Here is a 14,764-nt window from a genome sequence, read left to right as displayed (position 1 = left end):
CGGCGGCGATCGAATGGGCGGAATTGTAAGTTTTGAGTCAGGGATTCCCCCATCCCACGAACGAGGAGCCCGAGTGGCGCCGCGGGGGATTCCGCGATGCGGCATGGGCACGGGTGTCGACCGGCACGGTGGGCGGGCGGCGGGCTCGTGTATGGTTCGCCCCTTCTCAAGAAGGTGGACAGGAGTCCCGCGAATGAAACGACTGATGTGGGCCGCGCTGGCGTTGGGCGCCGCGGCCGGCGCCCAGGCGCATGAAGGCATGTGGATGCCGCAGCAGCTGCCGCTGGTGGCCAAGGACATGAAGGCCCTGGGCCTGAAATTCGATCCGGCGCGCCTGTCGCAGCCGCTGGGCTATCCGATGGGGGCGGTCGTCAGCCTGGGCGGCTGCACCGCGTCCTTCGTGTCGCCGCAGGGCCTGGTGGTGACCAACCACCACTGCGCCTTCGGCAGCATCCAGTACAACTCGACGCCGCAGAAGGACCTGCTGAAGAACGGCTTCCTGGCCGCCTCGCTGGGCGAGGAACTGCCGGCCGCGCCGGGCAGCCGCATCCTGGTGACGGTCGCGCTGACCGACGTCACCGACAAGGTGATCGACAAGGCGACCGCCGCGCTGCAGGGCAAGGCCCGCATCGATGCGATCGAGGCCAACGAGAAGGCGCTGGTCGCCGCCTGCGAAAAGGACGCCGGCCATCGCTGCTCGGTGGGCGCGTTCTACGGCGGTCTGATGTACCAGCTGACCAAGCAGCTCGAGATCCGCGACGTGCGCCTGGTCCACGCGCCGGCCGAGGGCGTGGGCGTCTTCGGCGGCGACACCGACAACTGGATGTGGCCGCGCCACACCGGCGACTACAGCTTCTATCGCGCCTACGTCGGTCCGGACGGCAAGCCGGCCGACTTCAGCAAGGACAACAAGCCCTTCCAGCCGTCGCAGTTCCTGAAGCTGGCGAGCGCGCCGCTGAACGAGGGCGACTTCGTCGCCGTGGCCGGTTATCCCGGCCGCACCAACCGCCACCGCCTGCCCAAGGAAGTGGACTTCGCCTTCGCCTGGGACTTCCCGCATCGCGTCAAGGCGATGGGCGAGCAGCTCGACCTGATCAAGGAGGCGACCGCTGGCCGCCGTGACGCCGAGATCAAGCTGGCCAACACCGTGGCCGGCGTCAACAACTACTACAAGAACTACCAGGGCCAGATGGCCAGCTACGCGGGCAGCGACATCCTCGCGCGCAAGCAGGCCGCCTTCGACGAGATGAAGGCCTGGGTGAATGCCGACGCCAAGCGTCGCGCGACCTACGGCGCGTCGCTGGTCGAGGTGGACCGCCTGATCGCCGAGCGCCAGGAGATCACCCGTCGCGAGTTCCTGCTGGGCTATGCGACGCCGACGCTGGTCAAGAGCGCGGGCGACCTGTACGAGCAGGCGCTGCAGCGCCGCAAGCCGGATGCCGAGCGCAAGGCCGGTTACCAGGACCGCGACCAGCTGCGTCGCCGGCAGGCGCTGGAGACGGTGGACCGCCGCTTCGACGAGATCACCGAGAAGAAGGTCGTCAGCCACTTCCTGACGCAGTACCTGGCGCTGCCGGCGGACCAGCTCAACAGCGCGCTGCTGAACGCGCTGGGCGTGCGCGCCGGCATGGACGCCGCGGCGGTGACCGCGCGGGTGGACGCGTTGTATGCCGGCACGAAGCTCACCGACAAGGCCGAGCGCGGCGCCTGGTTGTCGCGCGACGCGTCGGCCTTCGATGCGAGTGACGACACCCTGGTCAAGGCCGCGGTGGCGCTGCATGCCGACGAGCTGGCGCGCGAGAACCGCGACAAGGAACTGGCCGGCAAGCTGCAGCAGGCCTATGCCGCGACGATGCAGGCGGAGATCGACTTCAAGGCCAGCCGCGGCCAGCCGGTCTATCCGGATGCCAACAGCACGCTGCGGGTGGCTTTCGGCCAGGTGAAGGGCCGCGCGCCGGGCGTGGACGGCACGACCTGGACGGCGTTCACGACGCTGCGCGGCATCGTCGCCAAGCACACCGGCAATGGCGAGTTCAACGCGCCGGCCGAGCAACTGGCTGCGATCAAGGCCAAGCGCTTCGACAAGTACGGCGTGAAGGCGCTGGACTCGGTGCCGGTGAACTTCCTGGCCACGCTGGACACGACGGGCGGCAACTCGGGTTCGCCGGTGCTCAACGGCCATGGCGAGCTGGTGGGCCTGCTGTTCGACGGCACGCTGGATGCGGTGATCTCGGACTGGGACTACAACGACCACATGAACCGCAGCATCTGCCTGGATGCGCGCTACATGCTGTGGCAGATGAAGGTCGTCGACAAGGCGGATCGTCTGCTGAAGGAAATGAACGCGCTGTGATCGCGCGACCCGGTTGAGGCGTCCTCCGGACGCCTCCGCACGCGTGCAGACGCGAGAACGCCCCGCTTGATGCGGGGCGTTTTGTTTTCTGGCCCTGGTGCGGCCTGGCTCGAACTGCGCATGAACGGGGCGGTGAAGCGGGCGCGTCCCGGCTCGCTTTGGCATCGATGGGTGGGGGAGTGGCTTGGATGTGGTGAAAGGCGGGGTGGATGAGCCTTCTGGAAGCCATGGAGCGCATCGAGTTGGATCTGGAAACTGCGCCCCTCCTTTCCTGAAAGCAAATCCATGAGCCAGTCCAAGCTGTCCAGCGCGCCGCAAGGCCCCTCGTCCACCGAGCGGGCTGTTTCTCCTCCCGATGCAGTCAAGAGCACGGTCTCGCCTGTCACGTCGCGTACTGGCAAGCGCCTGCCCGATGAGGAGTTCACGTCGCACGATCAGGAGGCCACCGTGCCGGTCGACGCGGCGCTGACCGCCGAAGCGCAGAGGGACGACGAGGCGACGGCACCGGTGGACGCGGCGTCCGCGACGGGCGAAGCGCCGTCCGCGCAAGAGTCGTCGGCGCTGGCCGTGGAAACGGCGGCCGCGTCGCCGACGAGCTCGAACCTGTCGAAACTGGGACTTGGCGCCCTGGCGCTCGCCGGTCTGGCCGCCGCGGTGGCGGGCGGTGGCGGCGGCGGTGACTCGAAAGGGACGCCGCAGTCGCCCTCGCAACCGTCAGGGGACGATGGCAAGCCGCAGGTGCCGTCGCAGCCGTCGGGGGACGATGGAAAGCCGCAGGTACCGTCGCAACCGTCGGGGGACGATGGCAAACCGCAGGTGCCGTCGCAGCCGTCGGGGGAAGATGGCAAGCCGCAGGCGCCGTCGCAGCCGTCGGGGGACGATGGCGAGCCGCAGGTGCCGTCGCAGCCAGCGGGGAGCGATAGCAGGCCGCCGCCGGTGCAGGTGCCTGGCGTGGGCCCAAAGCCGATCAATGGCCAGGGGGTGGTGACGGTTTCGGGTGTGGTGGACGGCGCTGAATGGGAATTCAGCCTGGACGATGGCGATACCTGGCACAAGGGCGACGGCAGCGGCGTTTCCGCGAGTGATCTGGTCGAGGGTCCCAACACGATCACGATCGTGCAGACCGACAAGGACGGGAATCGCAGCGATGCGGTGGTTGTCGTCGTGATCAAGGATTCGATCATCGAGAAGCCCGTGCTGGGGACCAGCACAGGCACGGGCGCCATCAATGACGCTGGCTCGATCAGCGTCGGTGGCATCGAGAACAACGGCAAGTGGGAGTTCTCGGTCGACGGAGGTCAGACCTGGCGGCCCGGCACGGGCGGCTCGATCTCCGGCGCGGAGCTCAACGAAGGCGACAACACCGTCACCGTCAAGCAGACCGACGAAGCCGGCAACGTGGCGACGGCGACGATCGATGTGGTGAAGGATTCCCTCATCGAGAAGCCGGTGCTCGAGACCAGCACAGGCACGGGTGCAATCAACGACGCTGGCTCGATCAGCGTCGGTGGCATCGAGAACAACGGCAAGTGGGAGTTCTCTGTCGACGGCGGTCAGACGTGGAAACCGGGCACGGGTGGCTCGATCTCCGGTGCGGAGCTGAAGGAAGGTGACAACACGGTCACCGTCAAGCAGACGGACGCCGCGGGGAACGTTGCCACCGCCACCATCACGGTGGTGAAGGACACCTTGATCGACAAGCCGATCGTTGGGACGAGCACCGGCACCGGTTCGATCAACAACACCGGCTCGGTCACGGTCTCCGGCATCGAGAACAACGGCAAGTGGGAGTTCTCTATCGACGGCGGCCAGACCTGGCGGCCGGGCACCGGTGGCTCGATCTCGGGTACGGAGCTGAACGAGGGTGACAACACGGTCACCGTCAAGCAGACGGACGCCGCGGGGAACGTTGCCACCGCCACCATCACGGTGGTGAAGGACACCCTGATCGACAAGCCGATCGTTGGGACGAGCACCGGCACTGGTTCGATCAACGACAGCGGCTCGGTCACGGTCTCCGGCATCGAGAACAACGGCAAATGGGAGTTCTCTGTCGATGGCGGTCAGACGTGGCGGCCGGGCACGGGCGGCTCGATCTCCGGTGCGGATCTGAAGGAAGGTGACAACACGGTCATCGTCAAGCAGACGGACGCCGCAGGGAACGTCGCCACCGCCACCATCACCGTGGTGAAGGACACCTTGATCGACAAGCCGATCGTTGGGACAAGCACTGGCACCGGTTCGATCAACAACACGGGCTCGGTCACGGTCTCCGGTATCGAGAACAACGGCAAGTGGGAGTTCTCTATCGACGGTGGTCAGACCTGGCGGCCTGGCACGGGCAACGCGATCTCCGGCGCAGAACTGAATGAAGGTGACAACACGGTCATCGTCAAGCAGACCGACGCCGCGGGCAATGAAGCCATCAACGCGATCACGGTGAGCAAGGACCTCAAGGTCGATGAGCCCACCGCGACCACCAGCACGGGCGGCGCGATCAACGACGCAGGCTGGGTGAACGTGGGACTGATCGAAAGCGGCGCGAAGTGGGCCTACAGCCTAGACAACGGAAAGACCTGGACAGATGGCACGGAGCCGAAGATCCCGGGCAGCGTGCTGAACGAAGGCCACAACATCCTCATCATTCGGCAGACCGACCTGGCAGGAAACAGCGCGTCGTCGACCGTTCTTGTTGAGAAGGACATCCGCGTCGAGGCCCCCAAGCTGTCGCTGGCGACAGATTCCGGCGCCGCCGGCGACGGCCTCACCAACAGCGGCATCCTCAACGTGAGCGGACTCGAGAAGGATGCCCGCTGGGAATACAGCATCGATGGTGGCGATTGGCAGGACGGTTCCGGAGGGTCCATCGCGGATCCCGGCTACGCCAACGCCACGCACGCGGTACGCGTGCGTCAGACCGACATCGCGGGCAACCAGAGCGCCGAATCCACCTTCACCTTCACCATCGACAAGGCCGCTCCGGTCACGCCTCAGGTCTCGCTGCGCTACGACGGCGGCAGCCCGGGCAACCCGCTCACCAACAGTCCGGATCTGAAACTGTCCGGCCTGGAAGTCGGCAGCAAGATCCACGTGTTCAAGGAGGGACAGTGGTACGTCTATGAGGCCCACGCCGAAACAGGCTTCTTCCACCTGCCGGGATTCGCTTCGGACGGCCCCAAGACCATCCGCGTCAAGCAGGTCGACGCGGCCGGCAATGAATCGGCGACGGTGAGCTTCGACTTCACGCTCGACACGACAGCGCCCGACGCGGTCGACCTCTCCCTGCTGAACGACACCGGCGTGGCCGGCGACGGCCGGACCAGCGATGCCGGCATCAGGCTCTCGCGGCTGGAGGGCGACGCCACGTGGAAGTACAGCCTCGACGGCGGCACCACCTGGACGACGGGCACGGGCCAGACCATCACCGGCAGCGCGCTGAGCGAGGGCGCTAACACGGTGACGGTCGCGCAGATCGATCGTGCCGGCAACCTGAGCGCCAACAGCTCGATCACGGTCCACAAGGACACGCTAGTCGTGGCCCCGACGATCAGGATGCCGGCGGCCGGGTCCAAGGCGGAATTCGATGCCTCGGAGGAGGGCTTCGCCTATGTCGTTTCCGCGTATGCGGCCGACACCTCGTCCATGGCCGCGCTCGATGCGCTCTCGCCCGACGAGTGCCGACGCGTCGATGTCTCCGCCTCCGGCGGCCGCATCGAGCCGTCGGCGCTGACGGGGCTTCGCGATGGCTACTACCGCGTGGTCTTCAGTGACACGGCCGGCAACCTGGCTGCGGCGACGACTGCGGGCGGCATGAAGCACGTGCAGGTGCAAGGCGGGGAGATCCTGGCCACGCAGGTGGTCATGGGAACGTCCGGCCATGACGTGTTGACCGCCCCGAACGGCGGAGGCGCCTTGATTTCAGGCGACGGTTTCGACACCTTCGTCTTCTCCGGCGGCATCAAGGGCGTGTTCGATGTGGATCTCGACGCCCGGGACACCATCGACCTGAGGTCTCTGGGGCTGGACTCCAACCGCTTCTTCGGCGAGCGCGAGCATCGCTTCCAGCGCGGCAGCTATCAGGGGAAGGAGGCCATCCTGATCGATTGGGACGGGGCGGGAGACTTCACGAATCCCGACGTCGTGCTGGTCACATCGGCGTCCAACCCGGTCGTCGTGTTCGGCGACGACGCATCGAGCACGGGGCGCATGTTCCCGTTCTAACGCAGGATGCTCCGATCCACACCGCGCAGCTCACGGTGGCCGCAGAAGGCCATCGTCAGGTCCAGCTCGCGGTGAATGATCTCCAGCGCCTTCGTCACGCCGGGGCGGCCCATCGCGCCCAGGCCATACAGGAACGCGCGGCCGATGTAGGTGCCGCGCGCCCCCAGCGCCCAGGCCTTGAGCACGTCCTGCCCCGAGCGGATGCCGCCGTCCATGTGGACCTCGATGCGGTCACCGACGGCGTCGACGATGCGGGGCAGGGCGCGGATGCTGGACTCCGCGCCATCGAGCTGCCGGCCGCCGTGGTTGCTGACGATCAGCGCATCGGCGCCGGTGGCGGCGGCGAGCTTCGCGTCCTCCTCGTCAATGATGCCCTTGAGGATCAGCTTGCCGCCCCAGCGCTCGCGGATCCACTGCACGTCGTCCCAGCTCAGCTGCGGATCGAACTGCTTGGCCGTCCACTCGGACAGCGAGCCCATGTCCCCCACGCCCTTCACGTGCCCGACGATGTTGCCGAACTGGCGTCTGGGCGTGCCCAGCATGCCCAGGCACCAGCGCGGCTTGGTCGCCATGTTGATCAGGTTGGGCAGCGTCAGCTTGGGCGGCGCGGACAGGCCGTTCTTCAGGTCCTTGTGCCGCTGGCCCAGGATCTGCAGGTCCAGCGTCAGCACCAGCGCCTCGCACCTGGCGGCCTTGGCGCGGTCGATGAGGCTGTTGATGAAGCCGCGATCGCGCATCACGTAGAGCTGGAACCAGAACGGCGCCGTCGTGTTCGCCGCCACGTCCTCGATCGAGCAGATGCTCATCGTCGACAGCGTGAACGGCACGCCGAAGGCCTCGGCCGCCTGGGCGGCCAGGATCTCGCCGTCCGCATGCTGCATGCCGGTCAGCCCGGTCGGCGCGATCGCCACCGGCATTGCGACCGGGCGGCCGATCATCGTCGCGGCGGTGCTGCGGCCTTCCATGTTGACTGCCACGCGCTGGCGCAGCTTGATCGACTGGAAGTCCGATTCATTGGCGCGATAGGTGCTCTCGGTCCAGGAACCGGAGTCCGCGTAGTCGTAGAACATCCGCGGGACGCGCTGCTGCGCGAGCACGCGCAGGTCTTCGATGCAGGTGATGACGCTCATGGGGCCGGATGCTAGGCGAGCCACCGCTGGCCCGGCCGGAAACTTTGGACGCGCGCGCCGGAAGATCGTTCCGGATCGGTCAGGGACTTCCCTGGGCGTGAGCGTCAGGCTGGGTGCGCCTCGGCGCTCAGCGCCTCGCAATGCCGGACCAGCCAGCGCGAGAACACACGGGCCGCCTCGCCGTCGCCATGGCGCACCAGGCCATAGGGCATGGCGGCCGGCACGGCCAGGTCGAACAGCCGCTTGAGCGCGCCGCTGCGCAGCGCGGTGGCAGCCAGGCTGGGGCGGCCCAGCACGACGCCCTGGCCGCAGGCGGCCGCTTCCAGCGTCAAACCCAGGTCCACGAAGCGCGTGCCCTGCGCGGGCTCCGGCCAATCGAGCCCCGCGGCGCGCAGCCAGGGCTGCCACGGCTGCAGCGGCGTGCGCAGCAGCGGGGCGGAGGCCAGGTCCGCCGGCGTCTCGATCGCGCCGAGCCGCGCGAGCAGCGCCGGCGCCGCCATCGGCGTGACGATGTCGTCCAGCAGGACCTCGCCGCCCGCGGGCACGGTGCCGGCGAAGATCTCGACCTCCGCGGGCGGCGCGGGTTGATCCAGGAAGGGCGTCGACAGCAGCAGCTCGAGCTCGACATCGGGATGCGCGGCCGCGAAGCCGGGCAGTGCCGGCACCAGCACCTGCCGCGCGAAGGTCGGCGGGCTGCTGACGCTCAGGCGCGTGACGCGTGGCCGCTCGCGCTGGTGCAGCGGCACGGCCGCCAGCAGCGCGAGCGCGGTGCGCACCTGCGCCAGGTATTCCTTGCCCGCCGCCGTCAGGCGCAAGGGCTGGCGCGTCATCAAGGGCAGGCCCAGGCGCTCCTCCAGCGTCGCGATGCGCTTGCCGACGGCGCTGGCGCTGACGTGCAGGGTCTCGGCGGCGCGCTCCAGGCTGCCCAGGCGCGCGGCGGCCTCGAAGGCCAACAGGCCGTCGAGGGAGGGCAGGCGCGGGGAGTCGCTGGGGGCATCGCTCATGGCGGCGACTGTAGCCGCCGGAGGTCCCGCCTCGCCAGCGGACTTGAGCGGCCGCCGCACCGGCCGCCGCGCGTCGCCGCTACAGTCGCGCGATGTCCCAAGCCGTCGATCCCGAGCGCCCGACCGAGGCTCCTGAAGCCGTGGATGCTGTCGTCGCCGATGACGCGACGACCAGCGCGCTCGAGGAGGCCGCGTTGTGGCGGCGCCTGCCCTGGCTGGTCGGCGGCGCGCTGAGCCTGCTGCTCGGCGTGATCGGCATCTTCCTGCCGCTGCTGCCCACCACGCCGTTCGTGCTGCTGGCCGCGTTCTGCTTCGCGCGGGGCTCGGCGCGCTGCGAGGCCTGGCTGCTCGCTCATCCACGCTTCGGGCCGATGGTCGTCCAGTGGCGCGCCCGTCGCGCCGTGCCGCTGCGGGCCAAGCAGCTGGCCTGGGGAATGATGGCCCTGAGCTCGGCGATCTCCTGGGCAGTCATGCCGGTGCTGCCCTGGCTGCCGGCGGTGTGCTGCCTCGCGGTCGGGATCTGGCTCTGGCGCCTGCCCACCGCCTGATCAGCCGAACAGGTTGAGGTTCTCCGGCCGCGGTCGCGGGTCCTCCGGCTTGCTGGCCGCCCCGGCGCGACCGCGCCGGGGCGGCTCGATCTCCCCGGGGCGGCTCAGCTTGCCCACGCGCACGCCCAGCAGGCGCAGCCGCTGGCTCAGGTCCACCCGCTTGAGGCACAGCCCCGCCGCATGCCGGATGGCCGCGGCGTCCTGCACCGGCTGGTCCAGCGTCAGGTCGCGCGTCACCGTGCGGAAGCCCTCGAAGCGCAGCTTGATGCCGATGGTGCGGCCCAGGTAGCCCTTGCGCTGCAGGTCCGAGGCCAGTTGCTCGCACAGCGCGGTGAAGATGCGCGACAGCTCGGGCCGGTCGCGACGTGCGTGCAGGTCGCGCTCGAAGGTGGTCTCGCGGCTGATGGAGACCGGCTCGCTGTGCGTGACCACCGGCCGGTCGTCCAGGCCCCAGGCCGCCTGGTGCAGCCAGGCGCTGTAGCCGGGGCCGAAATGCTGTTGCAGCAGCTCCAGCGGCGCGGCCGCGAGTTCCCCGATCGTGTGCAGGCCCAGCGCCTCGAGCTTCTCGCCGGCCTTGGGGCCGATGCCGTTGATCCGTCGCGCCGGCAGCGGCCAGATCCGCGTCGGCAGATCGGCCATCGTCACCAGCGTCAGCCCGTCGGGCTTGTCCAGCTCCGACGCGATCTTGGACAGCAGCTTGTTGGGCGTCACGCCAATCGAGCAGGTCAGCCCGGTCGCGCTCTGCACCGAGTTCTTGATCTCCCGCGCCACCGCCCGCACGCCGCCCAGGGGATCGTGGCCGACCGGCTCGCGCGCGCCCGGCACGTCGGTCAGGTCGATGTAGATCTCGTCGATGCCGCGGTCCTCGATGACCGGCGCGATCTCTCGCACCGCCGCCTTGAACAGCCGCGAGTAATGGCGATACGAATCGAAGTCGGCCGGCAGCAGGATCGCCTGCGGCGCGCGCAGCGCCGCCTTCATCAGCCCCATCGCCGAGAACACGCCCAGCGCGCGCGCCGCGTAGGTCGAGGTCGTCACGACGCCGCGGCCGGTGTAGTCGGCCAGCTTGAAGAACTCGCGCGTGCCGTCGGGGCGTTCCTGCGGCGTGTGGGCGCGCCGTCCGCCGACCACCACCGGCAGCCCCTTGAGCTCCGGATAACGCAGCAGCTCCACGGACGCGTAGAACGCGTCCATGTCCAGGTGGGCGATCAGGCGATCGGGCAGGGCGGGCGTCGGCTCGGCCATGCGGCGGATTGTGGCGGCGCCGGCTGACAGGCGCTGTCAGCAGGGCCGGAGCCGCCCTTCAGCCAGGGCGGTTCAGTGGCCGCAGGACGTCGAGCCGCAAGCCGAGACCGCGTCCGTCGCTTCGGCCGCGGGGCGGATCGGATCGCGGCATTCGCCGGTCTTCGGGTCGAAGCCGCGCTGCTGCATCGTGTAGACCAGCGCCGCGTCCATCATCTCCGCATGACCGGGGAACCACTGCGAGAGCTCGGTGCGCACGATGCCCAGCGGCTCGCGGTCGCCGAGGTCCTCGGCATAACGCACCACCTCGCGCATCACGTTGAGCACCATCGCATGCTGGCTGCTGTGGCAGTTCTCCGGCTCGAAGCCGGTGGCCGCCATCCAGCGCTCCTCCATCGCGAAGTGCTCCTCGGTGTGCGCCAGCAGCGCCTTGAACGCCGGCAGCGCGTCTTCGCCGCCATCGAGCGCTTCGCCATAGCGGTTCAGCAGCGCGACGAATTCCTCGTGCGTGTGGTCGAGCTCCGGCTGGTTGAGCACCAGCTCGTCGGTCCAGGCCAGCGTGCTCATCGGTCAGCCCTTCGCGGCGACGGCCGCGCCCAGGCGCTCGCGATGGCGCGCGACCTGCGCGCGCACCTGCGCCGGCGCGGTGCCGCCCAGGATGTTGCGCGCGTTCAGCGAGCCCTTCAGCGACAGCACCTCGTAGACGTCCTCGCCGATGCCGGCGTCGAACTGGCGCAGCGCGTCCAGCGGCAGCGCCGACAGGTCGATGCCCTGCGCCTGCGCGGTCTTCACCGCATGGGCGACGACCTCGTGGGCGTCGCGGAAGGCCAGGCCCTTCTTCACCAGGTAGTCCGCCAGGTCGGTCGCCGTCGCGTAGCCCTTGAGGGCCGCGCGTTCCATCGCCTCGGGCTTGACCGTCAGGCCGGCCATCATCTCGGCGAAGATCCGCAGCGTGTCGCTGAGCGTGTCGACGGTGTCGAACAGCGGCTCCTTGTCTTCCTGGTTGTCCTTGTTGTACGCCAGCGGCTGGCCCTTCATCAGCGTGATCAGGCCCATCAGGTGGCCGACCACGCGGCCGCTCTTGCCGCGCGCCAGCTCGGGCACGTCGGGGTTCTTCTTCTGCGGCATGATGCTCGACCCGGTGCAGAAGCGGTCCGGCAGCGCGATGAAGCCGAAGGCCTGGCTCATCCACAGGATCAGTTCCTCCGACAGGCGCGAGATGTGCACCATGATCAGCGCGGCGGCGGCGCTGAATTCGATCGCGAAGTCGCGGTCGCTGACCGCGTCCAGGCTGTTCTGCGCGACGCCCTCCATGCCCAGCGTGCGCGCCACGCGCTCGCGGTCCAGCGGATAGCTGGTGCCGGCCAGCGCGGCCGCGCCCAGCGGCAGTCGGTTCACGCGCTTGCGCGCGTCGACGAGGCGCTCCGCGTCGCGCGCGAACATCTCGACGTAGGCCAGCAGGTGATGCCCGAAGGCCACCGGCTGCGCCACCTGCAGGTGGGTGAAGCCGGGCAGGATCACGTCGGCATGGCGCTCGGCCTGCTCGACCAGCACCCGCTGCAGCTCGCCCAGCAGACCGACCAGCGTGTCGATCTCGCCGCGCAGCCACAGCCGCACGTCGGTGGCGACCTGGTCGTTGCGGCTGCGGCCGGTGTGCAGCCGCTTGCCGGCCAGGCCGACCAGCTCGGTCAGGCGCGCCTCGATGTTCAGGTGCACGTCCTCCAGGTCCAGCTTCCATTCGAAGCGGCCCGACGCGATCTCCTCGCGGATCTGCGCCATGCCCTTCTGGATCGCGGCCAGATCGTCGGCGCCGATGATGCCCTGCGCGGCCAGCATGTCGGCGTGGGCGAGCGAGCCCTGGATGTCCGCGGCCCACAGGCGCTTGTCGAAGTCGACGCTGGCGGTGTAGCGCTTGACCAGCTCGCTCATCGGCTCGGAGAAGAGGGCGGACCAGGCTTGCGACTTGTTGGCGAGCTGGTTGTCGGCGGGTTGGCCGTCGGCCAGGGAGTCAGCAGGGGAGGAGGACATCGGCTTGCAAGGCGTTACGACTTCGCGGCGCCCCGGGCGGGCCCGCATTGGTCGCGGCCGGACGCCTGGGAGAGAATGAGCCGCCGATTCTAAAGGGGGCGCCATCCCGGCGCCCGGGCGCAGGCAGAGGGCAAGGACAGTGCGGGGACGGGAGGAGCCGATGGCCAGCAAGGCAAGCAGCGGACGGACGTCGGGCGACGCGCCGCGACGCCCGGCCGACCCCTCTCGCAACGCGCGCGACACGCGCGAGGCCTCGACGCAGCCGGCGAGCACCCAGCCCATGAGCACCCAGCCGCTGCCCACGCAGCCCGCCTGGGAGGAAACCCGCCTGGACGCGCGCACGGTCGAGGCGCCGCGGCTGATCGATGCCCAGCGCCGCTTCGACGTCTGCCATGTCGGCCTGGTGCTGCGCGCGGTGCTGGGCGTGCAGCTGGTGCTGTCGCTCGGACTGGCGCTGATGTCGGAGACGCTGGCGCAATGGGCCTGGGCCATGGGCGGCGCGTCCGTCGCCGCCCTGAGCGCGGTGCTGGCCTGGCTGCTGATCGTGTGCGCCGCCAAGCGGCTGCTGGCGCGGCTGCCGGAGTGGGCGCAATGGACGCTGCCGATCGCGCTGGGGGCCGCCTGCGCCCACGGCGGCGCGCTGCTGCTGGAGGCGGTGGAGCTGGGGCACCTGGGCGCCTTGCCGCTCGTGGCCGCGGCGCTCACCGGCGGGCTCGCGGCCGGCGTGCTGCTGGGCTGGCTGAAGCTGCGCGAACGCGCCCAGGCGCCGGCCGACGCGCTGGCCCGGCTGGTCGAGCTGCAATCGCGGATCCGGCCGCACTTCCTCTTCAACACGCTGAACACGGCGATCGCGCTGGTGCGCGTCGATCCCAACCGCGCCGAGGAGGTGCTGGAGGACCTGGCCGAGCTGTTCCGCGTCGCGCTGGCGGACGCCGGCCCGACGGCCGAGGGCGTGCGCCTGGACCAGGAGGTCGAGCTGGCGCGGCGCTACCTCGCGATCGAGCAGCTGCGTTTCGGCGACCGCCTGCGCGTGCACTGGCAGCTCGATCCGCATGCGGCCGACGCGCGCGTGCCGCCGCTGCTGCTGCAGCCGCTGGTGGAGAACGCGGTGCGTCACGGCATCGAGCCCAACGACCAGGGCGGCGACGTCGACATCGTGACCCGCGCGCGCGGCAGCGAGGTCGAGATCCGCGTCGTCAACACGGTCGGGTTGCCGTCGCGCGCCCAGGGGCATGGCCTGGCGCTGCGCAACGTGCGGCAGCGGTTGCGCCTGATGCACGACGTGGCGGCGCGGCTGGAGGCCGGGCCGGGCGAGGGCCGCTTTGTCGTGCGCATCGTGATGCCGCGATGACGCGATCACACGACCGGAGCTGAACCGGAACGGGAACGAGGACAGGGAAGGAAGACATGCTGACGCATCCGCCGCTGAGGGTCTTGATCGTCGATGACGAGCCGCTGGCGCGGCTGCGGCTGCGGGGCCTGGTCGAGGCCAACGAGGAGCCGCGCGCCGAGGTTGCCGCCGAGGCCGGCAGCGGCGAGCAGGCGCTGGCCTGGCTCAAGGACCATGCCTGCGACCTGATCCTGCTCGACGTGCAGATGCCGGGCCTGGACGGCCTGGGCCTGGCGCAGGCGCTGCGCGGCCGGCCCTTCGCGCCGGCGATCGTGTTCGTGACGGCCCATGCGCAGCACGCGCTGCAGGCCTTCGAGCTGGAGGCGCTGGACTACCTGACCAAACCGGTGCGGCGTGAGCGGCTGCAGGCCAGCCTCGCGCGGGCGGCGCAGCGCCTGGACGAACGCGCGGCCGCGAAGGCGCGCGAGGCGGGCGCGCCGCACGGCCCGGGCGCCGCGCCGGCCGCCGAGGCGCCCGTCATCAACATCACCGAACGCGGCCGCCTGCTGCGGGTGCCGCTGGCGGAGGTCCTCTACTTCAAGGCCGAGCTCAAGTACCTGACGCTGCGCACCGCCACGCAGAGCCATGTGATGGACGGGTCCCTGAGCGAGCTGGAGCAGCGCCTGGGCGACCGCTTCCTGCGCGTGCACCGCAATGCGCTGGTCGCGAAGGCGGCGGTGCGCGAGCTCGAGCGCCACGTGCCCACCGACGGGCCGGCGGATGGCGACGGCGACAACGGCGGCGAACTCGGCTGGGCGGTCCGCATCGCCCACGTCAACGAATGGCTGGCCGTGTCGCGCCGCCAGGTCGCCGCGGTGCGGGAGGCGCTGGCCGGCCAGCGCTGAGGC

General features: G+C 69.8%; 10 protein-coding genes. 5 read left to right on the top strand and 5 right to left on the bottom strand.

Translation table 11 applies throughout. From position 1 onward, the window contains the following. Positions 1-193: 193 nt before the first annotated feature. Entirely contained in the window at positions 194-2,353 is a 2,160-nt protein-coding gene (locus FHT38_RS14380) for a S46 family peptidase (RefSeq protein WP_183492180.1), read from the top strand. A 285-nt stretch (positions 2,354-2,638) separates the two neighbouring features. Next, positions 2,639-6,574: an Ig-like domain-containing protein gene (locus FHT38_RS14375; protein WP_183492179.1), complete on the top strand. Its 3,936-nt coding sequence runs from the start codon at positions 2,639-2,641 to the stop codon at positions 6,572-6,574. On the opposite strand, the gene FHT38_RS14370 is transcribed toward FHT38_RS14375, so the two are convergent. After that, positions 6,571-7,704 carry an alpha-hydroxy acid oxidase gene (locus FHT38_RS14370; RefSeq protein WP_183492178.1) on the bottom strand — a complete coding sequence of 378 codons (1,134 nt, stop codon included), beginning with the start codon at positions 7,702-7,704 and terminating at the stop codon, positions 6,571-6,573. The two genes, FHT38_RS14375 and FHT38_RS14370, sit on opposite strands and share 4 nt — an antisense overlap. A gap of 104 nt (positions 7,705-7,808) precedes the next feature. After that, positions 7,809-8,708: a LysR family transcriptional regulator gene (locus FHT38_RS14365; RefSeq protein WP_183480696.1), complete on the bottom strand. Its 900-nt coding sequence runs from the start codon at positions 8,706-8,708 to the stop codon at positions 7,809-7,811. A 92-nt stretch (positions 8,709-8,800) separates the two neighbouring features. On the opposite strand from FHT38_RS14365, the gene FHT38_RS14360 reads away from it, so the two are divergent. Further along, entirely contained in the window at positions 8,801-9,256 is a 456-nt protein-coding gene (locus FHT38_RS14360; protein ID WP_183492177.1) for a YbaN family protein, read from the top strand. Here FHT38_RS14360 and dinB read toward each other — a convergent pair whose 3' ends face one another. The 3 genes from dinB to argH all read right to left on the bottom strand — a co-directional run bounded on the left by dinB (position 9,257) and on the right by argH (position 12,526). Next, complete coding sequence (gene dinB / locus FHT38_RS14355) at positions 9,257-10,501, bottom strand: DNA polymerase IV (protein WP_183492176.1); 1,245 nt, start codon at positions 10,499-10,501, stop codon at positions 9,257-9,259. Positions 10,502-10,573: 72 nt separating this feature from the next. Continuing rightward, positions 10,574-11,065 (bottom strand): hemerythrin domain-containing protein, encoded by a 492-nt coding sequence (locus tag FHT38_RS14350; protein WP_183492175.1) that lies wholly within the window; start codon positions 11,063-11,065, stop codon positions 10,574-10,576. 3 nt (positions 11,066-11,068) lie between these two features. Further along, positions 11,069-12,526 (bottom strand): argininosuccinate lyase, encoded by a 1,458-nt coding sequence (gene argH, locus FHT38_RS14345; protein ID WP_183492174.1) that lies wholly within the window; start codon positions 12,524-12,526, stop codon positions 11,069-11,071. Positions 12,527-12,686: 160 nt separating this feature from the next. Here argH and FHT38_RS14340 point away from each other — a divergent pair, with 160 nt between their 5' ends. Both FHT38_RS14340 and FHT38_RS14335 read left to right on the top strand, forming a co-directional pair. Then, on the top strand, positions 12,687-13,877 hold the full coding sequence (locus FHT38_RS14340) for a sensor histidine kinase (protein WP_255488689.1): 1,191 nt from the start codon (positions 12,687-12,689) through the stop codon (positions 13,875-13,877). 56 nt (positions 13,878-13,933) lie between these two features. Then, positions 13,934-14,761, top strand: coding sequence for a LytTR family DNA-binding domain-containing protein (locus FHT38_RS14335; RefSeq protein WP_091732467.1), 828 nt, complete (start codon positions 13,934-13,936; stop codon positions 14,759-14,761). Positions 14,762-14,764: the final 3 nt, after the last annotated feature.

The sequence above is a fragment of the Mitsuaria sp. BK041 genome (genome assembly GCF_014193085.1).
Lineage (GTDB): Bacteria > Pseudomonadota > Gammaproteobacteria > Burkholderiales > Burkholderiaceae_C > Roseateles.
The sequence above is the reverse complement of the archived record's forward strand: the minus strand, read 5'-3'. Positions and strand labels throughout refer to the sequence as shown.

What these genes read in the sequence shown, in the direction of transcription:
- FHT38_RS14380 (WP_183492180.1), top strand. Translation starts at nt 194, where the DNA reads ATGAAACGACTGATGTGGGCCGCGCTGGCGTTGGGCGCCGCGGCCGGC.
- FHT38_RS14375 (WP_183492179.1), top strand. Translation starts at nt 2,639, where the DNA reads ATGAGCCAGTCCAAGCTGTCCAGCGCGCCGCAAGGCCCCTCGTCCACC.
- FHT38_RS14370 (WP_183492178.1), bottom strand. Translation starts at nt 7,704, where the DNA reads ATGAGCGTCATCACCTGCATCGAAGACCTGCGCGTGCTCGCGCAGCAG.
- FHT38_RS14365 (WP_183480696.1), bottom strand. Translation starts at nt 8,708, where the DNA reads ATGAGCGATGCCCCCAGCGACTCCCCGCGCCTGCCCTCCCTCGACGGC.
- FHT38_RS14360 (WP_183492177.1), top strand. Translation starts at nt 8,801, where the DNA reads ATGTCCCAAGCCGTCGATCCCGAGCGCCCGACCGAGGCTCCTGAAGCC.
- dinB (WP_183492176.1), bottom strand. Translation starts at nt 10,501, where the DNA reads ATGGCCGAGCCGACGCCCGCCCTGCCCGATCGCCTGATCGCCCACCTG.
- FHT38_RS14350 (WP_183492175.1), bottom strand. Translation starts at nt 11,065, where the DNA reads ATGAGCACGCTGGCCTGGACCGACGAGCTGGTGCTCAACCAGCCGGAG.
- argH (WP_183492174.1), bottom strand. Translation starts at nt 12,526, where the DNA reads ATGTCCTCCTCCCCTGCTGACTCCCTGGCCGACGGCCAACCCGCCGAC.
- FHT38_RS14340 (WP_255488689.1), top strand. Translation starts at nt 12,687, where the DNA reads ATGGCCAGCAAGGCAAGCAGCGGACGGACGTCGGGCGACGCGCCGCGA.
- FHT38_RS14335 (WP_091732467.1), top strand. Translation starts at nt 13,934, where the DNA reads ATGCTGACGCATCCGCCGCTGAGGGTCTTGATCGTCGATGACGAGCCG.